Below are 24643 nucleotides of genomic sequence, written 5' to 3' on the forward strand. Positions count from 1 at the left end.
TCGGATGGTAAGAATTAAAAAGACAACATTAGGACAAGACGCGGGTATTATTGGTTCGCAGGTTTTGGTTTTAGAGATGCTAGGAGCGCACCAAGCATAAAAATATGAGAAACACAATTCTAAACTTTATTATTTTCTTAACGTTGATTGGATGCTTGTGCGGAGCATTTTGTGTTAATGCGATTGCTCAAGAGAAGCAAAGTGTCCCTGATTCTGTTGTGTTAGATAGCGTTGATTTGAATGAAGGGATAATCGAGAAGGATGTTAATGAAGAAAAAACAGAGCAAGTATTTGAGGAGCCGAAAGAAGAAATTCTTGTGAAAGAAACAGTCAAAGAGACAGAGCCTGATTCTGAATCTGGTTTTGACGATCAGGTGATTAATCCTGTTGAAATTGATGGCGACAATGTTGAGCTTATGCAGGATGAGAATAAAGTTGTTGTTGATGGCAATGTTTCGATGGTTAAAGGCGATACTCGTTTAACCTGTGATCGCGTTGAATATTATCATAAGGATAAAAAAGCTTTTGCTCAGGGCAATGTCGTTTTATCTAATCCTAAGGGTCAAATATCTGGGGAGAATTTGATTTTTAATTTTGACACAATGACCGGAGAGTTTTCTGAAGCAAAGATTATCTCTGCTCCTTATTATGGACGAGGAGAAAAGATTTCTAAAGTTGGCGAAAATCACATGGTTATGACACAAGGATATATTACAACATGTGATTTGGACAAGCCGCACTATAAAATGAAAGCTAAAAGGATTGATGTTTATCCAGGAGAAAAGGCTCAGGCGCGTAGTCTTCGTATGATTATTGGCAAGCTTCCAATCGTTTATTTTCCACAGTTTACCCAGGTGCTTAACGATACAGAGCCTCGCGTGGTATATACGCCAGGCTATGATAAAGATTGGGGTATTTTTCTTTTGAGCGCGTGGAGATATTATTTCAATGAGAATTTTAAAGGTAATATTCATTTAGATATTAGGGAGAAAAAAGATTTTGCCTCTGGTTTTGATGTGGATTACAAGGTGCCTGGTTATGGCGAGGGGTTGATTAAGACATATTATATGAATGAGCGGAATATTACTTCTGATCGTTTTTGGGATGATCGACTTGATCCAACAGTGGAGAGAGAACGGTTTAAAGCAGAATGGCGTCATAAGTGGCGAATTGATGAGACAAGCAATCTTGTGTTGCAGTATTATAAATTAAGCGATAATGAATTCTTAAAAGATTATTTCTCGCGAGAATATGATAAGGATCCTAATCCGGAAACATATTTCTTGTTTACAAAGAATTTGAATAAGGGCATTTTTAGTTTTCGTGTAGATAAAAGAGTGAATCGATTTGTTTCAAGCGTTGAGCGTCTTCCAGAAATTGGATACGACATGACTAATCAAGAAGTCGGGAATACAGGTTTATATTTCCAAAGTCGAAATTTATTTTCTAATTTGTCTTATCCAGAAGCCTCGCCATCGGATGTAAGAAAAGATACAATCAGAATTGATTCTGTTAATTCGCTTTCTCTTCCTAGAAAGATTGGATTTCTTGATTTTACACCGTCGATTGGCCAGAGAGAGACATTTTATACTAAAACCAAAGATGATTCGCAGAGAAATATTGTTCGTAGTATTTTTGAAGCGGGAGCAACGCTAAGTACAAAGTTTTATAAAACGTTTGATGTTGAAGCTGATGTCTGGGGTGTGGAGATTGATCGGTTAAGGCATATTATTACGCCAACAGTTGCTTATTTATACCGCAATGAGCCTTCTTTTCCGGGTTCCAAATTGAATGTTTTTGATGCAGGAATCGATTCTATTGAGAGTGCACATAAGATAGAGTTTTCTCTAGAGAACAAGTTGCAAACAAAGCGTGATGGACAGAATGTTGATCTTTTGCGTTTTATTACATCAACAGACTTTCTTCTCAAGGAGGATCCTGGAAGCGGAAGTTTTAACAATATCAAGACGGACCTTGAATTTCGTCCAACGGAATGGTTAACATTTTATAGTGATTCCGATTACGATGTCCAGGAAGAACAGATTGTTTCAAGCAATTTTGAGATTTATGTTAATTCAGGGGATAAATGGTCGTTTGGTTTAGGTAAGCGGTATCATGTTGATGTTGATGACCAAATCACAGCACAGCTGCAATATGTGATTAATCCAAAATGGAGATTTAGAGTATACGAGCGATTTGATGTTGGCAGCGGTACTCAAAAAGAACAAGAATATACTGTTACGCGAGACTTGCATTGCTGGGAGATGGACATTAGCTTTAATGAAACAAGGGACCAGGGAAGTGAAATTTGGATGGTTTTCCGGTTAAAAGCGTTTCCTGATATGAGTATTGATATTATGAGCACAGGGTTTAATGAAAGAAAAGTAGGGTCTGAAAGAAATTTGTAAATTAGATGGGAGACTTCAAGAAGATGAATATTGCAATTATTGGCTCTGGATACGTTGGTCTTGTGACAGGTCTTTGTTTGGCGGATATTGGACACAAGGTTATTTGTGTTGATAGCGATATTTCGAAGATTAAGAAATTAAAGAAATTAGAGCTTCCGATTTATGAGCCGGGTCTCGAAGAGATCCTAAAGCGTAACGTTAAAAAGAAACGATTAAGTTTTTCATCTTCTGTAACGGATGCAGCCAAGAAGTCAGAAGTTATTTTTATTGCGGTTGGAACGCCTTCAAAGAAGAATGGGGATGCTGATTTAACGTATGTCGAGGGAGCTGCACGGGATATTGCCAAGGGCATGGATTCTTATAAACTGATTGTGGAAAAGTCGACTGTGCCAGCGCATACGGGAAAGAAAGTTCAGCATGCCATAAGGTTGACTCTTGATCAGAAATATAAGAATAAGAAAAATAAGAGCATTGATTTTGATGTTGCCTCTAATCCAGAATTCTTAAGAGAAGGATCTGCAGTTTCTGATTTTATGAATCCAGATCGGATTGTTATTGGTGCTGAAACTAAAAAAGCTAAAGAAATGTTGAGCGAAGTTTATAAGCCTCTGAAAGCTAGACTCATTGTGACAGATGTTAATTCTGCTGAATTAATCAAACATGCTTCTAATTCATTCTTGGCGACAAAAATTTCTTTTGCTAATGCTGTTTCTCAAATTTGCGATAAAGTAGGGGCTGATGTACTTAAGGTTGTCGAGGGCATGGGCCTTGATAGACGAATTGGCCGAGATTTTTTGTCCGCTGGCGTAGGGTACGGTGGTAGCTGTTTTCCAAAGGACGTGGATGCTTTTGTTCGCTTAAGTGAAAAAGTCGGGTATGATTTTGCTCTTTTAAAAGAGGTCCGTCAGATCAATGAATCTCAGAAAAAATCTTTTTCAAGGTTGATTGAAGATCATATGTGGATTTTAAAGAATAAAACGATCGGTGTTTTAGGGCTTGCATTTAAGCCAAATACAGATGATATGCGAAGTGCGCCATCGCTTGATATTATTCGGGATTTACAAAAAGAAGGGGCCAAAATCAAAGCCTACGATCCTCAAGCAATGGAGAAATCAAAGAAAATATTTTCTAATGTCAAATTTTGTAAAGATGCTTATGAAGTCGCCAAGGGATCTGATTGTCTTGTTGTTTTGACGGAGTGGGATGAATTTACAAAGATTAATTTTAGAAAAATTCGTCAACTAATGAGCAATCCTTTGATATTTGATGGCCGCAATATGTATAACAAGGAACAGATCAAAAAGTTGGGATTTGAGTATTACGGGATTGGGACAAATACTGTTTAGAAAAAAGGATATAAATGCGCATTGTTGTGACAGGTGGAGCTGGATTTATTGGCTCAAATTTTATTCATCATATTCTAAAGAAATATCCAAATTATAAGATTGTTAATATTGACAACCTTACTTATGCAGGGAATTTGCATAATCTTAAAGATGTTGAAAAGAATAAGAATTATAAATTTGTAAAAGCTGATATTTGTGACCGTAAAAAAATAGATCCATTGATCAAGGGATGTGATTGGATTATCCATTTTGCTGCTGAATCCCACGTTGATCGCTCTATTGAAAGTGCAGATATTTTTACCCTAACTAATGTTTTGGGGACTCAGGTGCTCTTGGATGCGGCTGTGCGCCATCGGGTAAAAAAGTTTATTCATATTAGTACTGATGAAGTTTATGGGAGTCGAAAAAAAGGATTTTTTAAGGAAACAGACATCCTTAATCCCAGTAGTCCTTATGCGGCAAGCAAGGCAGCATCCGATTTGATGGTTATGGCGTATCGCACAACGTATGGTCTTCCCGTGATCATTACGAGGAGTTCTAATAATTTTGGCCCGCGTCAATTTCCTGAGAAAATCATTCCTTTATTTATTACGCGCTTGATGGAGAATAAAAAAGTTCCTCTTTATGCTAAAGGCGAAAATGTGCGTGATTGGATTTTTGTTGAAGACAATTGCCGTGCCGTTGATTTGGTTGCTCATAAAGGAAAAATAGGGGAGATTTATAATATTTGTGCAAAGAATCACTTAAGTAATATTCAGCTTACAAAAAAGATTTTAAAACGAATGAAGAAGCCAGAATCTATGATCAAGAATGTCAAAGACCGGTTAGGTCATGATTTTCGTTACGCAATTGATAATAAAAAATTGAGTCAGCTAGGTTTTACGCCAAAATATTCTCTAGAACAGGCCCTTGATTTGACAGTTAAATGGTATGCAGGCAAGTCATGAAAGAATTAAAACAAAAGATTTTATCAAAAAAAGCTAAAATTGGCGTAATTGGATTAGGTTATGTGGGATTGCCTTTGGCTGTTAGTTTTGCACGCGTTGGTTTTACTGTTTTAGGATTAGACAAAAACAAAGCCCGTGTTTCTCGTGTGAAGGGTGGAAGAAACTACAACGAAGATGTTTCCGTTAAGGAGATTTCAGGGCTTGTACGCAAAAAGAAATTTATTGTTTCATCAGATCTTTCGTTGCTTTCAAAGGTGGATGTTATTTTTATATGTGTTCCGACACCGCTGAAGCGTAAATATACCCCGGACATTTCTTATATCTTAAGCTCAGTTAAAACTATTCAGTTCTATATTAAGAAGGGAACGCTTGTTATTTTAGAAAGTACAACATATCCAGGCACAACTGAAGAATTGATTTTACCAAAGCTTGAAAAAGGCGGATTTAAAGTAGGAAAAGATTTTTATTTGGCTTTTTCTCCTGAACGCATTGATCCAGGCAACAAGAAATATCCCGTTACGAAAATTCCAAAAATAGTTGGCGGCGTTGATAAAGCTTCAGGAATACTCTCTAAGATGCTATATCAGACAATTATTAAAAGTGTTCATCTTGTTTCTTCTCCAAAGGCAGCGGAAATGGTTAAGCTTTTAGAGAATTCATTTCGGTTAGTCAATATTAGTTGGGTTAATGAAGTTGCTATGATGTGTCACAAAATGAATGTGGATATTTGGGAAGTTATTGATGGGGCAAAGACAAAGCCTTTTGGTTTTATGCCGTTTTATCCAAGCCTTGGGGTTGGCGGTCATTGTATTCCAGACGACCCTCTTTATTTGTATTGGAAAGCAAAACATCACGGTGTTAGCTCAAAGTTTATTAAGCTCTCGGCGGATACGAATGATAAGGTTCCCGAATATGTGCTTAATCGCATGAAGGTTTTTTTGAAGGAAAATAAAAGGCCTTCTATGAAATCAAAAATTTTAGTTGTTGGAGTAACGTACAAAAAAGATGTTAAGGATTTGCGTCGATCGCCAGCAATAAAGTTTTTAGAATTGCTTAAAAAAGAAGAATACAAAGTTAGCTATTCTGATCCTTTAATTCCTTACTTGGAGATTGGGTCATTACATTTAAAATCAGAATATTTAAGTGAGAAAATATTAAAATTAGCTGATTGTGTGATTATTGCAACTGAACACACGGGTGTTGATTATAAGAAAATTAAAACGCATGCTAATCTTATTTTTGATTTATGTAATGTTTATAAAGGAAAAAGAAATTCTAAGTTAATGATTTTATAGTGGAGAAAGCATGGCTCAAAGAAAGAAAATATGTTTGATTGCAGGCGGCGCTGGATTTATTGGAAGCCATTTGTGCGACCGCATGATTCAAGACGGATACAAGGTTATTTGTGTTGATAATTTGATTACGGGAAGCCAAAGAAATATTGCTCATCTTTTAGAAAATAAAGATTTTTCTTTTTTCAAACAAGATATTTCTGAGGAATTTGTGATAACTGGACCGATTGATTATGTTTTGCAGTTTGCTTCTCCGGCAAGTCCTATTGATTATTTAAAATATCCAATTGAGACATTAAAAGTTGGGTCTTTTGGAACATATCATATGCTTGAGCTAGCTAAAAAAAAGAAAGCTAGATTCTTTTTAGCGTCGACTTCTGAAGTTTATGGTGATCCTTTGATTCATCCTCAGGTTGAAAGTTATTGGGGCAATGTTAACCCCATTGGCATTCGAAGCGTTTATGATGAGGCCAAACGTTTTGCAGAGGCAATGACTATGGCATATCAGAGAGAGCATAAAATAGACACGCGTATTGTTCGTATTTTTAATACATATGGGCCGCGCATGCAAACGTTAGACGGACGAGTTGTTCCAAATTTTATTTATCAGCTTTTGCATAAAAAACCGCTTACGGTTTATGGAACAGGGAAACAAACGCGGTCTTTTTGTTATGTTGATGATTTAGTTGAAGGGATTGTTCGACTTCTTCGCTCGAGCGTTAAAACACCTGTTAACTTGGGAAATCCTTGTGAATTTACGATGTTAGAGCTGGCTCAGATTATTCAGAAAGTAGCAAAGACAAAATGTCGCATTATTAGATGTCCTTTGCCAAAAGATGATCCTAAGCAGCGAAAACCAAACATTTCGCTTGCAAAAGAAAAACTAAAGTGGAAGCCAGTCGTTGATTTAAAAGAAGGATTGTCTCGAACCATTACATGGTTTGAGAAGCAAATGTAATTATATGAATGAGAATTCTAAGATTTTAGTTGTTGGACACAATGATGGAATTGAAAAATCATTGTTCGAATATTTTTCTAACAATAATTTTTCTGGTGTTTTTTCGTCATCTCAAATAGGGCTGGACACAACAATACAAAGTTCTGTGTATCAATTTTTTTCAGAAGTTGAGCCCGAATATGTTTTTTTGGGATCTGTTTGTTCTGGCGGCATTGAGGCAAACAAAAACAATCCTGCGGATTTCTTTTATAAGAATTCTGAAAGCCAGAACAATGTGGTGTATGCTGCGCAGAAGTTTGGTGTAAAGAAATTAATGTATTTTGCAAGTTCTTGTGTTTATCCCAAGGATTGTCCTCAGCCGATGAAAGAGGAATATTTAACGACAGGGCCGATGGAACCAACAAGCGTTGCGTATTCAACGGCTAAGCTTGCGGGCATAAAATTATGTGAAAGTTTTCGCGCGCAGTACGGGCTTAACGTTATTGTTGTAATTCCAGCAACTGTTTATGGGCCTGGATGCGATGTTGATTTATCAACGGCTCATGTTATTGGTGCTTTGATTCATAAATTTTATGAGGCAAAAGAAAAAGATCAAAAAGAAGTGATTGTTTGGGGAACAGGCAATGCTAGAAGAGAATTTATTTTTGCTGACGATTTTGTTCGTGCTTGTCTTACTTTAATGAAAAGATATGACAGCGCGCCGATTATTCATATTGGGTCAGGGGAAGATGTTTCGATTCGTGACTTAGCTTTAATGATTAAGAAAGTTTGTGGGTTTAATGGAGAAGTTGTTTTTGATGCAGCAAAGCCAGAAGGTGTGATGAAAAAACTTTTAGACAATACTAAAATTTTAGATTTTGGATGGAGTCCAGAAGTTACGATAGAAGAGGGTATTAAAAAAACTTTTCAGTGGTATGAAAATTTAAGAAAAGCGGAGATGATAACATGAAAATTTTAGTAACCGGTGGAGCTGGGTATATAGGGTCGATCTTAGTTCCGGAACTTCTTAAAAATGGCCATGAGGTAAGCGTTGTCGATAATTTTATGTACAATCAAAATTCATTGCTGGATTGTTGTTTGAATAAGAAATTAAAGATTGTGCGTGGGGATTGTCGAAATAAAACCATTATAGAAAAAGAGCTAAAGCAAGCGGATGCGATTTTTCCTTTGGCATGCCTCACGGGAGCACCTCTTTGCAAGCAAGATCCTCTGGCGGCACAATCGGTTATTGTTGATGCTGTAAAAATGATTTTAGATTTAAGAAGTCCTGACCAAGTAATTATTTATCCGACGACAAATAGTGGCTATGGTATTGGGCAAAAAGATAATTTTTGTACGGAAGAAACTCCGTTGAATCCTGTTTCGCTTTACGGAAAATTAAAGTGTGAAGCTGAAAAAATGATTTTAGATAAAGGAAACGGCATCACATTAAGGCTTGCAACTGCTTTTGGCGCAAGCCCAAGAATGCGTTTGGATCTTTTGGTCAATGATTTTACGTATCGTGCTGTATATGATCGTTGCGTTATTCTGTTTGAAGCTCACTTTAAGAGAAATTATATTCACGTTAGAGATGCTGCTCAGGCTTTTATGCTAGGACTATGTAATTTTGATCAAATGAAGAATGAGCCATATAACGTCGGATTAAGCGATGCGAATTTGAGCAAAAAAGAACTTTGCGAGGAGATTAAAAAACATGTCAAAGAATTCTATTTTTATGAATCTCCTATTGGAGAAGATCCAGATAAGCGTGATTATGTTGTGAGCAATGAGAAAATAGAAAAAAAAGGCTTTAAGCCAAATGTTTCATTGGCAGACGGTATTGAAGAATTAGTTAAGGCGTATCAAATTATTAAGCGTAGCCAATACGCAAATATTTAAAGTAAAGAGAGGATTTTATGAAAAAACAATTAAAGAAAAAAGCCTGGGATATTCGAAAGCATATTTTGAATATGTGTGTTAAGGCCGAGACAGGTCATGTGACCTCGTCGATGTCTTGTGTTGATATCTTAGTTGCGCTGTATCATGGGTGCATCCTGCGTCATGATCCTAAGAATCCAGATTGGAGTGATCGAGATCGTTTTATTTTAAGCAAGGGACAGGCTAGTCCTGCGCTTTATACTGTGCTTGCGGATTGTGGATATTTTAATATGAAGGAGCTAGATAAATTTGCTCAAAAAGATGGCAACTTTGGTGTTCATCTTCAAAACAGCGTTCCAGGCGTTGAAATTACATGTGGATCTTTAGGGCAAGGTTTTGGGTTTGCTGCGGGAACGGCGTTGGCAGCTAAGAAAAATAGAGATTTATTTTTAACATTTACACTTTTAGGTGACGGTGAGTGCTACGAAGGATCTATTTGGGAAACAGCGATGTTTGCATCGCACAATCATTTAAATAATTTAGTAGCGATTATTGATCGTAATTATTTGTGTGTAACTGATTTTACGGAAAATATTGTAAGCCTAGAGCCGATGAATGAACGATGGCGATCTTTTGGTTGGGATGTTGAATGTATTGACGGACATTCAATGGATGATTTGCTTGATGTTTTAGGACGTGTTCGTTCTCGTCGATCAACGCAACCTTTGCTAATTATCGCAGACACGATCAAAGGAGAAGGCGTCGAATCTTTTTGTTATCAACCCGTGTGTCATGGTATTGCTCCAAAAGGAGATGATGCTAAAAAAGCATTAGCCGAACTTGAAAGAAGGTGTAGCTATGAATAATATTACTCAACGTGATTCATTCTGGAATAAAGTTTATGATTTAGCAAAAGAAAATAAAGACATCATTGTTTTATCTGCAGATATGGGTGCGCCATCTCTGGATAAATTTAGAACAGATTTATCTGCTCAATTTGTCAATGTTGGCATCGCTGAGCAAAATGCTATTTTGATAGCTTCTGGTCTTGCGAAGGAGGGCAAAAGAGTTTTTGTTTATGCGATCGCTCCTTTTATTACATTTCGATGTCTCGAGCAGATTCGTGTTAATAATTCAATGATGAAAATTCCAATTACAATTGTTGGGGTTGGTGCTGGTTTTGGATATGAAGATTCTGGGCCCACGCATCACATGATAGAAGATATTGCGCTTATGCGTTCTATGCCAGATATCGTGATTAATAGCATCTCGGATAGCACGATGGCTGCGGCTGTTGCTGAGATGTCGACGCGGATGAAAAAAGCAAACTATGTTCGCTTAGATAGACTTGTTTTGCCAACATTGTATGGTCAAGAGGAAGACTTTTCTAAAGGTGTCGCAATTTTAAGACCGGGTGATATTTATATTGCAGCGACAGGCAGTATGGTGCATGTTGCGCTTGAAGCAGCAGAAAAGCTTAATAAGAGCGGAGTTAACGTCGGTGTCGTGGACGTATACACTATTCCTATTAATGAAAAGAATTTTGTTGAAGCTATCGACGGATCTAAGAAGCTAATCGCTCTCGAAGAACACTTTGTTTCTGGTGGGTTTGGTGGAGCTATCTGTGAAGTTTTGCAGGATAATGCTGTTACAATTCCTGTGAAACGTATTGGGCTTTCGATGGATCAAGGATATTGCTATAAATATGGCGGACGTGATGTCATTCGTCAGCATTATGGCATTGACGCTGACAGTGTTGTGCAAAAAATAAATGAATTCTTAAAATAAGTATAAGAAATTTAATGTCTCTTGATATTGTTTTAGTTAATCCAAGTATTCAAAAAGAAATGTTTGGCAAGCTCGGAGAAAGCCTTGCCGGCATTGAGCCGCCTTTATGGATTGGTCTTTTGGCCGCGGTTTTGCGGGATCGAGGATTTTCTGTAAAAATTATTGATGCAGAGGCTGAAGGCTTAGGCGCAAAAGAGACGGTTGATAAAATTATTGAATATAGCCCTTTAACCATTGGCATTGGGGCTGTTGGGGCTAATCCTTCTGCGAGTTCAACGCCGAAAATGGTTGGTGTTCGTCATGTCGTGTCTTTACTTAAAGAAAAAAATATAGCATCTGCAACAATTTTGTATGGTATTCATCCTTCTGCACTGCCTGAGCAAACTTTAAAAGAAGAAAGAGCTGACTTTGTTTGTCGGGGAGAAGCTTTTGAACCGATATCAAAACTTTTAGAAGAGCTTAAATCACAAAAAAAAGAATTGAATCTTGATATTAAAGGTCTTTGTTATCTGAAGAATGGAAATTTTGTTGATAACGGATGGGCGGATGTGGTGGAAGATTTAGACAGCTTGCCTTTTGTTGCATGGGACCTTCTCCCGATGGAAAAGTATCGAGCACATAATTGGCATTGCTTTGGTGATGTTAAGCATCGTTCGCCGTATGCGATTATTTATTCAAGCTTAGGTTGCCCGTTTCATTGTCATTATTGTAATATTCACGCACTTTATAGTGGCAATCCAGGCATTCGTTTTCGAAGTCCAAAACGAGTTGTTGAGGAAATCGACTATTTGGTTGAAAAATATCAAGTGCGGCATATGAAAATTTTAGACGAACTTTTTGTTATTGATAAGCAACGTATGTTTGAAATTTGTGATCTTTTAATTGAGCGAAACCACAATATAAATTTCTGGGCATATGCAAGAGTCGATACGGTTTCCGAGGAAGTTTTAAAGAAATTAAAAGCCGCAGGAATTAATTGGCTCTGTTATGGAATAGAGGCAGGCTCTGCGGATGTTCGACAAGGTGTTTCAAAAGGGCGTTTTAGTCAGGATGTGGTTAAAAAAGCCATGAAGATGACCCAAGATGCTGGTATTCATATTATTGGTAATTTTATGTTTGGACTTCCCGACGATACTCTTGAAACTATGCAAGAAACATTTTCTTTAGCGCAAGAAATTAATTGTGAATATGTTAATTTTTACGCCACCATGGCGTATCCGGGTTCGCCGCTTTATCAAGATGCGATTAAACAAGGATTGAGTCTGCCGGATGGATGGATGGGATTTTCGCAGTTTAGCCCTCAAACGCTTCCTTTGCCAACAAAATATTGTTCGGCCGAAGAAGTTTTGCGTTTTCGTGATGATGCGTTTAACGCTTATTATAGTAATTCTAAATATTTAGATATGATTTTGGAAAAGTTTGGACAAGAAACAGTAGATCATATTAAAGAGATGCTTAAACATAAACTCAAGCGGGATATTTTATCAAAATAATTTATAGGAGTTAAGAAATGATTATAAGCCGAACCCCTTTTCGTGTTTCTTTCTTTGGCGGCGGAACAGATTATCCTGCTTGGTTTAATGAAAATAAAGGTGCTTCTTTAGGTACGACTATTGATAAGTATTGCTATATTACTTGTCGCTATTTGCCTCCTTTTTTTGATCATAAGTCGCGTATTATTTATTCTAAGGTCGAGCAGGTGAACAACGTCGACGACATTGTTCATCCGGCTGTGCGTGAAGCGATTAAGTTTTTAAAGATTTCAGATGGTCTTGAAATTCATCATGATGGTGACCTTCCCGCTCGCACAGGCTTGGGCTCTAGTTCGTCTTTTACCGTTGGGCTTTTAAACGGATTATATGCTTTAAAAGGAAAGATGGTTAGCAAGCAACGTTTAGCTGAGGAAGCGATTTATGTTGAGCAGGAAATGTGCAAGGAAAATGTTGGATGTCAAGATCAAGCATTAGTGGCAAATGGTGGATTTAATTATGTTGAATTTGGTGGGTCAACCCATTTAAAGACAACAAAGGTAACGATTTCATCTGAGAAGTTAAAGTTTTTACAAGATCGTCTGATGTTGTTTTTTACAGGATTCTCAAGAACGGCATCAGAGATTGCGAAACATCAAATTGAAAATATTCCAAAGAAGAAAAAAGATTTAACTGAAATGTATCAAATGGCATCAACAGCTCTCGATATTCTAAATGGAAATGATATTTCAGAATTTGGAAAACTTTTAGATGAATCTTGGCAAATAAAAAAACAATTATCTGATAAAATATCAACGCCATATATTGACGAAATTTATGAAAAGGCTAAAAAAGCTGGGGCTTCAGGAGGAAAACTTTTAGGTGCCGGTGGGGGAGGATTTGTTTTGTTATTTGCTGATCCAGAAAAACAAAATCAGATCAGAGAAGCTCTAAATTCGTTATTGGAAATTCCTTTTAAGTTTGAGATGCAAGGAAGCCAAATTATTTTTTATCAACCAAATACTGGAAAAGTGGAGTAAGCCTTTTGTGCGACTTATCAAAAATAGATGTTGTTGTTTTAGCCGGAGGCTTAGGAAAACGTCTTCGTTCTGAGACGGGAAATACGCCAAAAGTTTTGGCTCAGGTTAATGGTGTTCCTTTTCTTGATATCTTGCTTAAAAATCTTTCAAGCCAAGGCTTTAAAAAAGTTATTTTATGTACCGGTTATCAGTCTCAAGAGATTGAGTCTTATTATCAGAATAATGCTTTAGGATTGACGATTGAATTCTCTACGGAAGAAGCGCCTCTTGGAACAGGAGGTGCAATTAAGAAAGCTCGATCATTTGTGCGAAGCGATAAATTCTTTGCTCTCAATGGTGATTGTTTTTGCACCGTTTTATTTAAAGATTTCTTAAAGTTTCATAATGAAAAGAATGCTTTTACTTCAATGGTCTTAACAGAAGTTAAGGATAAGAAGGATTTTGGATCTGTTGTTATTGATGATAATAACGCAATTATGAGTTTTCAAGAAAAGAGTGAAAAAGCATTTTCGCCGTATGTTAGTGTTGGCATTTATTGTTTTGAAAGAGAAGTTTTTGACTCAATGCCAAGCCAAGAAGCTTTTTCGATTGAACATGATTTTTTTCCAAATCTCATTAACAAAAGTTTCTTTGGATTTATCACGGATCAAGGTTTCTTAGATATCGGTACCCCGGATCGATACAAACTAGCACAAGAAAAATTAGTCAATAATGAATAAGAAAAGAATGTTTTTACTGGAGATGGCTGATTAAGAATTATTGAAAATTAGCTGATAAAGTGGTTGAAAAAAGCCATTGTAAAATTATACTGTTAAGAGGGTCTTCCGAAAAATATCTCTGTCAGTTTATGATTCAGACAATGATTTAATATTTATGGGAAGCAAGCTAGGCGCTTATTAAAGGAGTTGTAATAAAATGAGTATTCCATTTGTTGATTTTCGTCCTCAATATGATGAGGTAAAAAATGAAGTTGATAAAGGTGTAAAAAAAGTTTTCGAGACTGGAAATTTTATTCTTGGGGCTGAAGAAAAAGATTTTGAAGTAAATTTTGCAAAATATTGTGATACGCAATACGGCATTGGCGTTAATTCCGGAACAGATGCACTGCATTTGGCTTTACGTGCGCTTGATATCGGGCCGGGAGATGAGGTCATTGTTCCGACATTTACATTTATTGCTTCTGCTTTAGCTGTGTCGTACACCGGAGCAACGCCTGTTTTTGCAGATATTGAAGAGGGCACGTATAGTCTTGATATAAAAAAGCTGGAGTCTCTTATTACGAAGAAAACAAAAGCTATTATGCCAGTTCATTTGTACGGTCAGCCTGCAAATTTAGATGAGATTTTAGCTATTGCTAAAAAGCATAATTTAAGAATTGTTGAAGATTGTGCGCAGGCTCATGGAGCGCTTTACAAGAACAAGAAAGTTGGTTCGTTTGGCGATATAGGTTGTTTTAGTTTTTATCCGACTAAGGGATTAGGAGCTTTTGGCGACGGAGGATTTATTGCAACGAATAGTGAAGATCTTTATAATAAAGTTTTGATGTTGCGCGATTATGGAAGAAAAGGCCGTTACGAGCACGTTATCAAGGGATATAATTCTAGGCTAGACACGGTTCAGGCTGTTGTTTTAGACGCTAAGTTAAAACATTTTGATCGGTGGAATAAAATGCGAAATGAAGCAGCTGTTTATTATGGAAAACTTTTAGATCAAATTGAAGGTGTTTGTGCGCCTGTGATTAAAGAAAATCGAACACACACATTTCAAACATTTGCTATTCGAACAAAGAATAGAGATATTGTTTGCGAAAGAATGCAGAAAAAAGGGATAGGGGTTTTGGTTCACTATCCGATTCCTGTTCATCTTCAAGAAGCATATCAAGAGCTAGAATATAAAAAAGGTGATCTTCCGGTATCAGAAAAAATTGCAGGTGAGATTTTGTCTTTGCCGATGTTTCCGCATATTAAAAAAGAGCAAATTGATTTGGTTTGTGCAGTGCTTAAGGAATCTTTGTTTGATGGGTCAGGCCAACAGTGTGGTTGTTGTAAAGAATAAGAAAAAGAAATAAAAAGGTGTGTTTTTTCATTTTGCTAGATTATGAACTGTGCAAAATATTTGGATATTGAAAAAGGATAAGAAGAAATGAAAATTGCTTTTTTAGATCGGGATGGTGTTATTAATCAGTTTCCTGGATTTGGGAAGTATGTTACTAAGGTTAAAGACTTCCATTTTATTCCTGGATCGATTGAGGCTATTGTTGATTTAACGAAAAGAGGATACGCTATTTTTGTTGTATCTAATCAGGCTGGCGTTGCAAAGGGAATTTATTCAGAAAGAAAGCTTGAGCAGATTAATGATTATATGATGCGACATGTTAAAAAAGCTGGTGGACGAATTAAAAAAGTTTTTTATTGCAGACATCGTTCTGATGCAGGGTGTGATTGTCGAAAACCAAATATAGGCTCTATTGAGCGGGCTCTTAAAATTATCAATAAAGAGTCAAAGGATGCCAAGTATGCGTATTTTGTTGGTGATGACAAGACGGATATCGAAGCAGGGCATAATGCTGGATGCAAAACAATTTTAGTGTTATCTGGAAAGAATCAAAGAAAAGATGCAAAGAGTTGGGCGGTTCAACCTGATTTTATTGCACAAACACTTTCAGATGCAAGAAAGATTATCATCAATGAAAATTCTTCTTATTCATGCCTCGGCAGGAGCCGGACACCAAAAAGCCGCTGAGGCTATTTATACTAGCGTCAAAAAACATACCGATTTTAATGTTCAACTCGTTGACGCTCTAGACTATACCAATTCTTTTTACAAAAAGATTTATCGAAAAACATATGCCCTTTTAATTAGCAAATGCCCAAAGGCGTGGGGGTTTTTCTTTTGGCTTGCGGATATTCGTTTTTTGCTGAGGGTTGTGCAGGGGTTGAGACGTTTTTTTAATGCCATCAATGCGCAGAAATTGCATCAATTTTTAAAAAAAGAAAATTTTGATTATATTATTTCGACGCATTTTTTTCCAAATGAGGTCGCGGCGTTTTTAAAGCGCAGAGGAGAGATCACTTCAAAAATTATTTGTGGCGTTACGGATTATGATGCACATAGCATCTGGGTCTCTCAGGGTGTTGATCGTTATTGTGTTGCTTGTGAACATACTAAAAAGACGCTAGTTTCTTTAGGTGTTCGAAGTGAAGAAATATTGATCACAGGAATTCCAACGGACGAGAAATTTTCACAAGAATATGATCGTGCAAGTCTTTGTGATAAGCTAGGGCTTAAAAAAGATATTTTTACAGTTTTAATTGCAACCGGATCTTTTGGTATAGGACCGATTGAAGAAATTATCGCATCATTATCTGGGTTTCAGCGAGTTGTTGTCTGTGGGCATAACAAGAGTTTATTTAATCGTTTATTGAAAACTAAAGATGACCTTACTAAGGTATATGGTTTTATTGATAACATGAACGAGTTTATGGCTGTTTCCGATGCTATGGTTACAAAGCCAGGTGGTCTTTCCATTTCAGAAGCCCTAGTTACAGGGCTTGTTCTTATTTTCTTCAGCGCGATTCCTGGACAGGAAACAAATAATATTAAAGTTTTAAAAGAATATGGTGTTGGAGTAAGCGGTGTAACAATTCTTGAAATGGCTGAGGAAATTAAGACTCTCAATGCTTCCCTAGAATATAGAGCGAAAGCAATGGCCAATATAAAGAAATTAGCCCGTCCATCTGCCTCTTGTGATATTATTAATCTAATCGCGTAAATTTATTCATTAAAAAATATGAAAAAACAAATTGCTCAGGTTGTTGTTGGTCTTCCTGTAGATAAATCATTTGATTATAAGATTGATTCTGCATTTTTAGGAAAGATAAAAGTGGGTCAACGCGTTATTGTCCCATTCCAGTCAAAAAAAATGATGGGATTTGTTGTTGGTTTAAAAGAGACAAGTCCTTTTGAAAAACTAAGATCGATTATTAATGTCTTAGACTCAGAGCCGGTTATTTCGCCTAACCTTCTTAAGCTCGCAGAAGAGTTTTCAAAATATTATTGTTGCTCTTTTGGCGAGGCGGTAGAAACATTCTTGCCTAGAAATTTAAAGAAAACAAAGAAATCAGTAGAAATCTCTATTAAGAAAGATGTTCTGCCGAATAAAAGGAAACCTAGATTTTTCTTAGTTTGCGGACAGCCGACCGATCAAAGTTGGATAAAGGTTTTAAATAAGATAAAAAATACAATCAATGCAGGCCAGGGTGTTATTGTTTTAGTTCCAGAGAATTTAAAAATTAAGTATGTTGCTGATCAATTAAAGGAACAGACAAAAAAAGAAGTTATTGTTTTAGATAAAAAGATTAGAGGGACTGAGGAGCTTAAGAATTGGTTAAGACTTAAGAATGCAGAAGCTTCTGTTGTTGTTGGTACGCGTTCATGTGTTTTTGCCCCCGTCTACAATTTGGGCCTTATTGTCATTTTAGAAGAGAACAATTTCTCCTATAAGCAAGATCAATCGCCTTTTTATCATGCGCGCGATGTGGCTTTGATGCGTTCAAGAATCGAAAAGTGTTCTTTTGTCGCCTTGGCCCAAGTCCCATCGGTAGAAATTTTCTTTTTAACAAAATCTAAAGAAATAGATCTCGTCAATTTATACCCTAAAACAAATTTGCCTGTTCAGGTTATTGATATTTCAAATTATAAGCCTCGAAAAAATACACTTGTCTCTATTCCTCTTTATTATGCAATTGAAAAAACACTTAATGAAAGAGGCAAAATATTACTTTTGATGAATAAACGAGGATTTAGTAGTTTTGGAGTTTGTGCAAAATGCCAGAATGTTTTAAAGTGTCCGCGCTGTGATGTGCATCTAACGTATTTGTTTCATTCCAAAGAAGTTGTTTGCAGGCATTGCAATTATAAATCTAATCGTCCAGAGATCTGTCCAAGTTGTAATGTTGGGTATCTGAATTTTACAGGGCAGGGCATTGAAAAGTTAGAGAGTGAGGTCGCTCGCATTTTCCCTTCGGCGCGTGTTAGTTGTTTTGACAGAGACAGCGGTCAGATTAAAAAAGATTTTGATGTTTTGGTTGCAACCCAAGCTGTTTTGAATTTACAAAAAAAACCTTCATTTGATCTAACGGCCGTTGTTCAGCTTGATAGCGAGCTCAATCGCTTGGATTACCGAGCGGCACACAAGGCGTTTTCTTTATTGTTGCATCTTAAGAGTTTGACAAATAAACAGATGGTTATTCAGACGAGGCTTGCCGACAATTATTGTATTGAGAATCTTGCGAAGGATGATTTTTTAGGGTTTTATGAAAATGAATTAGAGCTAAGAAAAGAAATTGAGTGTCCACCGTTTGTGCACATGGCCGAAGTGCTTGTTCGTTCACTTAAAAAAGAGTCTGCGCTTATTCAAGCGGATGCTTTATATCAAAATTTCTTGAGTCAGGATATCAAAGGCGTCGAGGTTTCTGACCCGCAGCCACATATGATTGCTCAGTTGCGCGATCAGTATCGATTTGCTATATTGATAAAAAGCAAGGAAGTTCAAAAAATTGTAAAAGTTGTCCGACAAGGTCTTAAGGATATAAAGCGAAAAGCAGATTCTATCGTGACTATTAATGTGGATCCTTAAAAAAGGAATTTGGCTATGAAAATAGTTTTTTTTGGAAGCGATGATTTTGCATCTAGAAATTTAGAGAGCTTGATTTGCTCTCGGCATGAGGTTTTGGCGTGCGTGACTCAACCGGATAGGCCTAAAGGGAGAGATCTTAAAATTTCTTTGCCAATGCCTAAAATTATTTCGGCTAATTATGGCGTAGATGTTTTACAGCCCAAAGATTTAAGAAGTGATGAGTTTTTAAAAGCACTGAAAGGCTATGGTGCTGAGCTTTTTGTTGTTATTGCGTATGGACGTATTTTGACAAAGGAAATTCTTGATTTACCAATGATGTTTTCAATTAATGTTCACGGCTCTCTTCTTCCGAAATATAGAGGAGCGGCTCCGATTAATTGGGCGATTATTAATGGCGATCAGAAAACGGGCATGACGATTGCTAAAATTGATCAAAATCTTGATTCTGGTGATATTTTAAAGCAAAAAGAATTAGATATTAAAAAAGATGATACTTCCGCGATTTTGAGGCAACGGATGATTAATGAGAGCGTCGATTTTCTTTTAAATTGCTTAGATGATATTGAAAATAATAATATTTCTCTTCAAAAGCAAGATTGCACCAAAGTTAGTTTTGCCCCAAAACTGACAAAGGAATTAGGGCTGATTGATTGGAATAAATCTGCAGAAGAGATTCGAAATCTTGTTCGTGGGCTATTGCCGTGGCCAAGCGCGTATACAAAATACAAAGGAAAAATTTTAAAGATTCTAGAAACAGAAGTTGTTGATCAGAATTCTGTTCCTGGCAAAATTATTAATGTTTCAAAGCAAGGTTTCGTGGTTGGCGCATCAGATAAGGCTCTTTTGGTTAAGAGAGTTCATCTGGAGTCTTCGAAACAAATGGATGCAGCAAGTTTCGTTGCAGGGCATAAGATTGAAGTCGGTACTATTTTAGGCTAATAAGATGTAATTTTGTAGGATAAACCCCACTTAAGATTTTTACTAAACAATTTTCCTTATTCCCCCTTTGTGCTATAATCGTGCATTAAAGGAAAAGTAATATATGCATGAATTAAGAAAAGATCCGATTATTGGCCGCTGGGTTGTTATGGCAAAAGATAGAGCCAGACGTCCAGGTAATTTTATTGTTGCGGATAGAAGTAACGACGATATTTCTTTGGAAAAAGAATGTTGTTTTTGTGAAGGTCATGAAAAAGAAACCCCGCCTGAAATCTATGCCATTCGAGAAAATAATTCTAAGCCAAATTCTAAGGGTTGGAAGGTGCGCGTTGTACCGGATAAGAATCCTGTTTTAGAAACAGATGTTGATTTGACACCAAAAGGTCATGGACTTTATGATGTTCTTGAGGGGAGAGGAGCGCATGAGGTTATTATTGAGACTCCAAGTCATATTGCAAATATGGCTGATTTAGATATTTCGCAGATTGCACTAGTGATTCAGACATATGTAGCGCGCATTAATGATCTTGAAAAAGATACTCGTTTGCAATATGTTTTGGCACATAAGAATTATAATTGGTCGAGGGACAATCAAAATATCACGCATTCTTATTCAGAGATTATTGCAACACCGATTAAACCTATGCGGGTTAAAGAAGAGCTTAATGGCTCAAAAAAGTATTTTGACTATCATGAGCGATGTATTTATTGCGATTTAATTAAGCAGGAAATTGCTGCTCAAGAACGCGTTATTTTTGAAAATGACCATTTTCTTGTTGTGGTGCCTTTTGCATCAAGATTTCCGTTTGAGCTTTGGGTTTTACCTAAAAAACATAATGCACAATTTCCAAAAGGAGTCAGTGGGCTGGAAACTGAATTGGCAAAAGCATTAAAGGAAATTTTGCTTAAGATCAAAATTGGTCTTGGTGATCCAGCATATCATTTTGTTGTTCATACAGCTCCATTTCAACGACAAAAAGAAAAACCGATGCAGGAGAATACTATGGAAGAGGATTATCATTGGCACATTGAAGTTATGCCAAGATTGACACATACAGCTGGTTTTGAAAAAGGAACAGGTTTTTATATTTGTCCTATTCCGCCAGAAGAAGCGGCAAGTTATTTAAGAGAGGTTGAGATTTAAATGGGAGAGTTGCGCAAAGATCCAATTTTAGGACGATGGGTTATTGTTAAAACAGAAAAATCTTTGATGCCTGAAGATTATGAGCAAGAGACGAGAGTTTTTCATCAGCAGGTAACGTGTCCATTTTGTCCTGAGCGAGAGAATCGAACGCCCCCAGAAATTGAAGCTATTCGCGATGGTGGCGGGGCAAATAGTTCTAATTGGCGTGTTCGCGTTGTGCCTAACAAATTTCCAGCGCTTGATATTTCAGGTGAAATTAATAGACGAGGTATTGGTGTTTTTGATATGTCGAATGGAATCGGAGCGCATGAAGTTATTGTTGAAACGCGGGATCACAGCAAAGATATCCCTGATCTAACAGATCAAGAAGTTTTTGATGTTATTAGCAAATATTGTTCTCGTTCTATTGATTTGGCAAAAGACCCGAGATTTAAATATGTTTTAATTTTTAAGAATTATGGCGTTCAAGCTGGCGCTAGTCTTGAGCATGCCCATAGTCAGGTGATGGCGCTTCCGATGGTTCCAAAATATGTTTTGGAAGCTTTGGAAGGTTCTGATCAGTATTATAGGTTTCATGGACGTTGTATTTATTGTGACATTATTCAGCAGGAGATAAAAGATAAGGACCGAATTATTGCAGAAAACGAAGATTTTATTTGTTTCGCTCCATATGCGTCTCGTTTTTCTTTTGAATCATGGATTATGCCGAAAAAGCATCAGGCTCAGTTTTGCGAAATGAATGATGCTCAGAAATATAGTCTTGGAAAAATTTTAAAAGAAATGTTGATGCGGAATAAAGCCTGTTTATTCGATCCTTCATATAATTTCTTTATTCACACAGCTCCTGGTAAGTATCACTATCCAGAGGGATATCATTGGCATATTGAGTTGATCCCAAAATTGACTAATATGGCTGGTTTTGAATGGGGCACTGGGTTTTATGTGGTTCAAACGGACCCTTTGATTGCGGCAAAATTCTTAAGAGAAGCTAAAATAGGGCAATCCACATCGTAGGTTTTCTTTCAAATAAATTTTCAAAGCTCTTGACTAAATAAAGGGAATGATTATAATAGTCATTCTTAAGATTAGATATTTTAAATTTATTACGATCATAAAATCACTTATTAACAAACCAGATGGAGGAAGATTATGAAAATAGGAATTAATGGTTTTGGACGCATTGGAAGAATGGTACTTCGTGTTGCTATGAAAAAAAGCAATATTGAAATTGTCGGAATTAACGATTTGACAGATGCTAAGACATTGGCACATTTATTGAAATATGATTCTGTTCAAGGTAGATTTGATGGAACTATTGAAGCAAAAGACAGTGCAATTGTTGTTAATGGCAAAGAAATTCCAGTGACGGCGATTAGGAATCCAGCTGAGATTCCATGGGGAAAATATGGTGTTGATGTTGTTGTTGAATCAACAGGTGTTTTTCGTAAAAAAGAACAGTGTCTAGAGCACATTAAGGCAGGGGCTAAAAAAGTTATTTTAACAGTTCCTTCTAAAGATGAAATTGATAACACGATTGTTTTAGGTGTTAATGATAATGAGCTAAAGAGTACAGACGTTGTTGTTTCAAATGCATCTTGTACAACAAATTGTTTGGCTCCGATGGTTAAGGTGTTAAATGATAATTTTGGTTTGGTTAAAGGGTTGATGACAACAATTCATTCTTATACAAATGATCAAAGTCTTCTTGATTTTCCACATTCTGACTTGAGACGCGCCCGATCAGCTGCTGTTTCTATGATTCCAACAACAACAGGAGCTGCTAAAGCGGTAGGAAAAGTTATTCCAGCACTTAATGGAAAATTAAACGGAATGGCGATTCGCGTACCAACTCCAGATGGATCTGTCACTGATTTTGTTGCTGAACTTAAAAAAGAAGCTACAGTTGAAGAAATTAACGCTGCTATGAAAAAAGCAGCTGAAGGTCCTCTAAAAGGTATTTTAGAGTATTGTGATGAGCCAATCGTTTCTTGTGACATCATTGGAAATCCGCATTCATGTATTTTTGATGCGTTATCAACAATGATTTCTGGAAATATGGTAAAGGTCATTGGTTGGTATGATAATGAGTGGGGATATTCAACCAGAGTTATTGAGTTGGCAGAAAAGCTTGCAAAATAATTTTTTTAAAGAATAGCAAAAAAAGGGCGCAACAAAAAAGTTGCGCCCTTTTTTATTTCTCTATTTTGAAAATAAGGTATAATAAATATAAATCAGTTGTTTATTATGCATAGGAGAAAGATATGAATTTTTTAAAAATAGCACAAGAGAAGATGAATGTTCTTCTTTTTGTATTGATTTCACTTTTCTTTTTGATGCCCGCACTTCAAGATGTTCATCCGATTATTCCCATATCGCCATTTGTGTTCTTTTTTATTCTCGTTTTGTCTCTTCGAGCAGGGTCTTTGAAAATGAAGACTTTTTGGCAATCGATTCTATTAGTTGCGATTGGTTTTTTTCTTGATCTTATTCTCGCGTTCATTACTACTCCGCTTCTCGAGAGGGTTTTGATTGTTTCTGTTCATGGAATCTATATCTTGATTTTAGGGCTTTCGATCAAAATGATTATAAAAAAGTTGATGGAGCAAGAGGACGACGTTGTTAATATTTTTAAATCTGGAATTTGTGGATATTTATTGATTGGTTTGTTATGGGCGGTTCTCTATTCTTTTACGTATTGGATTAATCGTGCAAACTTCTCTACTTACGAGTTAGGACAGATACCATTTTTTTATTTTAGTTATTCTGTTTTGACATCCTTGAAATTTTCTGGTGTTTTTCCGGTTACAACATGGGCGATTAGTTTGGCGTATCTCGAGATTATTTCTGGACAAATATTTTTAATTATTTTTGTGGCTCGCATGGCGGCTATTTTTATTAAAAAACAAAATATATTTAGATGATAAAAGATATTTATAAGATTGTTTTACTTCGTCATGGTGAAAGCATTTGGAATCGGGAAAATAGATTTACTGGATGGACAGATGTGGATTTGTCTGAAAACGGAATCGCCGAAGCCCACAAAGCAGGGCAAGTTTTAAAAGAAGAAGGTTTTGTTTTTGATGTTGCTTTTACGTCTGTTTTAACTCGCGCAACACACACCCTTTCAATTGTGCTTCAAGAGATGGACTTATCGTCAATTCCTGTTTCTTTTTCTTGGCGTTTAAATGAGCGGCATTATGGAGCTTTGCAGGGATTAAACAAAGCCGAGACAGCAAAAGAATATGGAGAGAGCCAAGTTCATATTTGGCGAAGAAGCTATGATGTTTGTCCGCCGCCTTTGACAAAACAAGATCAACGTTATCCTGGGTTTGATGAAAAGTATAAAAACTTAGATGAGAGCGATATTCCTTTAACTGAAAGCTTAGAAAAAACAGTTAATCGATTTTTACCTTTTTGGCATAATACAATTACGCCTGAGATAAAGAAGGGGAAGAGAATTTTGATTGCCGCCCACGGTAATAGTTTGCGCGCTTTAGTTAAGCATCTAGACGGCATTTCTGATCAAGATATTTCTAGTCTTAATATTCCAACAGGCATTCCATTGGTTTATGAGCTTAACTTAAATTTATGTCCAATTAAACATTATTATTTAGGAAAACCTGAAGATATCAGAAAAGCCACAGATTCTGTGGCTTCGCAGGGAAAAATAACAAAATAACGACTTTTCTAATGATGCTGCATCATTTTAATTTGCGTCTTATCCGTATTAAAATTAATAAAACCAGGGTACTTTTTGTCACGCATTTTCTATCGTAAGGTCTTCAATTATGTTTTTTGTTTAAAAGAGCTTACGGAA

General features: G+C 36.5%; 22 protein-coding genes. All 22 read left to right on the forward strand.

Features of this window, described 5'->3' with window-relative positions:
* The first annotated feature begins 104 nt into the window (after positions 1 to 104).
* The 22 genes from lptD (at position 105) to gpmA (ending at position 24505) form a co-directional block, all read left to right on the forward strand.
* Entirely contained in the window at positions 105 to 2408 is a 2304-nt protein-coding gene (gene lptD, locus PHY73_04585; GenBank protein ID MDD3374980.1) for an LPS assembly protein LptD, read from the forward strand.
* A gap of 23 nt (positions 2409 to 2431) precedes the next feature.
* Positions 2432 to 3754: a UDP-glucose/GDP-mannose dehydrogenase family protein gene (locus tag PHY73_04590; GenBank protein ID MDD3374981.1), complete on the forward strand. Its 1323-nt coding sequence runs from the start codon at positions 2432 to 2434 to the stop codon at positions 3752 to 3754.
* Between the two features lie 14 nt (positions 3755 to 3768).
* A complete protein-coding gene (rfbB, locus tag PHY73_04595; GenBank protein ID MDD3374982.1) occupies positions 3769 to 4701 on the forward strand; it encodes a dTDP-glucose 4,6-dehydratase in 933 nt (310 codons plus the stop codon).
* Complete coding sequence (locus PHY73_04600) at positions 4698 to 5996, forward strand: nucleotide sugar dehydrogenase (protein ID MDD3374983.1); 1299 nt, start codon at positions 4698 to 4700, stop codon at positions 5994 to 5996. Before rfbB ends, PHY73_04600 begins: the two co-directional genes overlap by 4 nt.
* Positions 5997 to 6006: 10 nt before the next feature.
* Positions 6007 to 6951, forward strand: coding sequence for an SDR family oxidoreductase (locus PHY73_04605; protein ID MDD3374984.1), 945 nt, complete (start codon positions 6007 to 6009; stop codon positions 6949 to 6951).
* A 4-nt stretch (positions 6952 to 6955) separates the two neighbouring features.
* Positions 6956 to 7900 carry a GDP-L-fucose synthase gene (locus PHY73_04610; protein ID MDD3374985.1) on the forward strand — a complete coding sequence of 315 codons (945 nt, stop codon included), beginning with the start codon at positions 6956 to 6958 and terminating at the stop codon, positions 7898 to 7900.
* On the forward strand, positions 7897 to 8829 hold the full coding sequence (locus PHY73_04615) for an NAD-dependent epimerase/dehydratase (protein ID MDD3374986.1): 933 nt from the start codon (positions 7897 to 7899) through the stop codon (positions 8827 to 8829). Before PHY73_04610 ends, PHY73_04615 begins: the two co-directional genes overlap by 4 nt.
* A gap of 17 nt (positions 8830 to 8846) precedes the next feature.
* On the forward strand, positions 8847 to 9674 hold the full coding sequence (locus PHY73_04620; protein MDD3374987.1) for a transketolase: 828 nt from the start codon (positions 8847 to 8849) through the stop codon (positions 9672 to 9674).
* Entirely contained in the window at positions 9667 to 10596 is a 930-nt protein-coding gene (locus PHY73_04625; GenBank protein MDD3374988.1) for a transketolase C-terminal domain-containing protein, read from the forward strand. Before PHY73_04620 ends, PHY73_04625 begins: the two co-directional genes overlap by 8 nt.
* A gap of 14 nt (positions 10597 to 10610) precedes the next feature.
* Positions 10611 to 12089: a radical SAM protein gene (locus PHY73_04630; GenBank protein MDD3374989.1), complete on the forward strand. Its 1479-nt coding sequence runs from the start codon at positions 10611 to 10613 to the stop codon at positions 12087 to 12089.
* 17 nt (positions 12090 to 12106) lie between these two features.
* The gene (locus PHY73_04635; GenBank protein MDD3374990.1) at positions 12107 to 13105 is read left to right on the forward strand and encodes a kinase; all 999 of its coding nucleotides are present in this window, start codon (positions 12107 to 12109) and stop codon (positions 13103 to 13105) included.
* Positions 13106 to 13110: 5 nt separating this feature from the next.
* A complete protein-coding gene (locus PHY73_04640) occupies positions 13111 to 13824 on the forward strand; it encodes a sugar phosphate nucleotidyltransferase (protein MDD3374991.1) in 714 nt (237 codons plus the stop codon).
* 196 nt (positions 13825 to 14020) lie between these two features.
* A complete protein-coding gene (locus PHY73_04645; protein ID MDD3374992.1) occupies positions 14021 to 15160 on the forward strand; it encodes a DegT/DnrJ/EryC1/StrS family aminotransferase in 1140 nt (379 codons plus the stop codon).
* 87 nt (positions 15161 to 15247) lie between these two features.
* Entirely contained in the window at positions 15248 to 15847 is a 600-nt protein-coding gene (locus PHY73_04650; protein ID MDD3374993.1) for an HAD family hydrolase, read from the forward strand.
* Complete coding sequence (locus PHY73_04655; GenBank protein ID MDD3374994.1) at positions 15792 to 16877, forward strand: glycosyltransferase; 1086 nt, start codon at positions 15792 to 15794, stop codon at positions 16875 to 16877. The genes PHY73_04650 and PHY73_04655 overlap by 56 nt, the downstream gene beginning before the upstream one ends.
* A gap of 18 nt (positions 16878 to 16895) precedes the next feature.
* Positions 16896 to 18743, forward strand: coding sequence for a primosomal protein N' (gene priA / locus PHY73_04660; GenBank protein MDD3374995.1), 1848 nt, complete (start codon positions 16896 to 16898; stop codon positions 18741 to 18743).
* Positions 18744 to 18758: 15 nt separating this feature from the next.
* A complete protein-coding gene (gene fmt / locus PHY73_04665; protein ID MDD3374996.1) occupies positions 18759 to 19682 on the forward strand; it encodes a methionyl-tRNA formyltransferase in 924 nt (307 codons plus the stop codon).
* Positions 19683 to 19785: 103 nt separating this feature from the next.
* The gene (locus tag PHY73_04670) at positions 19786 to 20826 is read left to right on the forward strand and encodes a galactose-1-phosphate uridylyltransferase (GenBank protein ID MDD3374997.1); all 1041 of its coding nucleotides are present in this window, start codon (positions 19786 to 19788) and stop codon (positions 20824 to 20826) included.
* Complete coding sequence (galT, locus tag PHY73_04675) at positions 20827 to 21840, forward strand: galactose-1-phosphate uridylyltransferase (protein MDD3374998.1); 1014 nt, start codon at positions 20827 to 20829, stop codon at positions 21838 to 21840.
* Between the two features lie 135 nt (positions 21841 to 21975).
* Positions 21976 to 22965 (forward strand): type I glyceraldehyde-3-phosphate dehydrogenase, encoded by a 990-nt coding sequence (gap, locus tag PHY73_04680; GenBank protein ID MDD3374999.1) that lies wholly within the window; start codon positions 21976 to 21978, stop codon positions 22963 to 22965.
* A 122-nt stretch (positions 22966 to 23087) separates the two neighbouring features.
* Positions 23088 to 23747, forward strand: a complete 660-nt coding sequence (locus PHY73_04685; protein MDD3375000.1) for a hypothetical protein — start codon at positions 23088 to 23090, stop codon at positions 23745 to 23747.
* Positions 23748 to 23755: 8 nt separating this feature from the next.
* Positions 23756 to 24505, forward strand: a complete 750-nt coding sequence (gpmA, locus tag PHY73_04690; GenBank protein MDD3375001.1) for a 2,3-diphosphoglycerate-dependent phosphoglycerate mutase — start codon at positions 23756 to 23758, stop codon at positions 24503 to 24505.
* Positions 24506 to 24643 lie beyond the last annotated feature (138 nt).

The organism is Candidatus Omnitrophota bacterium, assembly GCA_028693815.1.
Classification (GTDB): Bacteria; Omnitrophota; Gorgyraeia; order Zapsychrales; family Aceulaceae; genus Aceula.

Bases quoted from the DNA above. Each gene is read 5' to 3' on its own strand.
- lptD (MDD3374980.1), top strand. From the start codon at position 105: ATGAGAAACACAATTCTAAACTTTATTATTTTCTTAACGTTGATTGGA.
- PHY73_04590 (MDD3374981.1), top strand. From the start codon at position 2,432: ATGAATATTGCAATTATTGGCTCTGGATACGTTGGTCTTGTGACAGGT.
- rfbB (MDD3374982.1), top strand. From the start codon at position 3,769: ATGCGCATTGTTGTGACAGGTGGAGCTGGATTTATTGGCTCAAATTTT.
- PHY73_04600 (MDD3374983.1), top strand. From the start codon at position 4,698: ATGAAAGAATTAAAACAAAAGATTTTATCAAAAAAAGCTAAAATTGGC.
- PHY73_04605 (MDD3374984.1), top strand. From the start codon at position 6,007: ATGGCTCAAAGAAAGAAAATATGTTTGATTGCAGGCGGCGCTGGATTT.
- PHY73_04610 (MDD3374985.1), top strand. From the start codon at position 6,956: ATGAATGAGAATTCTAAGATTTTAGTTGTTGGACACAATGATGGAATT.
- PHY73_04615 (MDD3374986.1), top strand. From the start codon at position 7,897: ATGAAAATTTTAGTAACCGGTGGAGCTGGGTATATAGGGTCGATCTTA.
- PHY73_04620 (MDD3374987.1), top strand. From the start codon at position 8,847: ATGAAAAAACAATTAAAGAAAAAAGCCTGGGATATTCGAAAGCATATT.
- PHY73_04625 (MDD3374988.1), top strand. From the start codon at position 9,667: ATGAATAATATTACTCAACGTGATTCATTCTGGAATAAAGTTTATGAT.
- PHY73_04630 (MDD3374989.1), top strand. From the start codon at position 10,611: ATGTCTCTTGATATTGTTTTAGTTAATCCAAGTATTCAAAAAGAAATG.
- PHY73_04635 (MDD3374990.1), top strand. From the start codon at position 12,107: ATGATTATAAGCCGAACCCCTTTTCGTGTTTCTTTCTTTGGCGGCGGA.
- PHY73_04645 (MDD3374992.1), top strand. From the start codon at position 14,021: ATGAGTATTCCATTTGTTGATTTTCGTCCTCAATATGATGAGGTAAAA.
- PHY73_04650 (MDD3374993.1), top strand. From the start codon at position 15,248: ATGAAAATTGCTTTTTTAGATCGGGATGGTGTTATTAATCAGTTTCCT.
- PHY73_04655 (MDD3374994.1), top strand. From the start codon at position 15,792: ATGAAAATTCTTCTTATTCATGCCTCGGCAGGAGCCGGACACCAAAAA.
- priA (MDD3374995.1), top strand. From the start codon at position 16,896: ATGAAAAAACAAATTGCTCAGGTTGTTGTTGGTCTTCCTGTAGATAAA.
- fmt (MDD3374996.1), top strand. From the start codon at position 18,759: ATGAAAATAGTTTTTTTTGGAAGCGATGATTTTGCATCTAGAAATTTA.
- PHY73_04670 (MDD3374997.1), top strand. From the start codon at position 19,786: ATGCATGAATTAAGAAAAGATCCGATTATTGGCCGCTGGGTTGTTATG.
- galT (MDD3374998.1), top strand. From the start codon at position 20,827: ATGGGAGAGTTGCGCAAAGATCCAATTTTAGGACGATGGGTTATTGTT.
- gap (MDD3374999.1), top strand. From the start codon at position 21,976: ATGAAAATAGGAATTAATGGTTTTGGACGCATTGGAAGAATGGTACTT.
- PHY73_04685 (MDD3375000.1), top strand. From the start codon at position 23,088: ATGAATTTTTTAAAAATAGCACAAGAGAAGATGAATGTTCTTCTTTTT.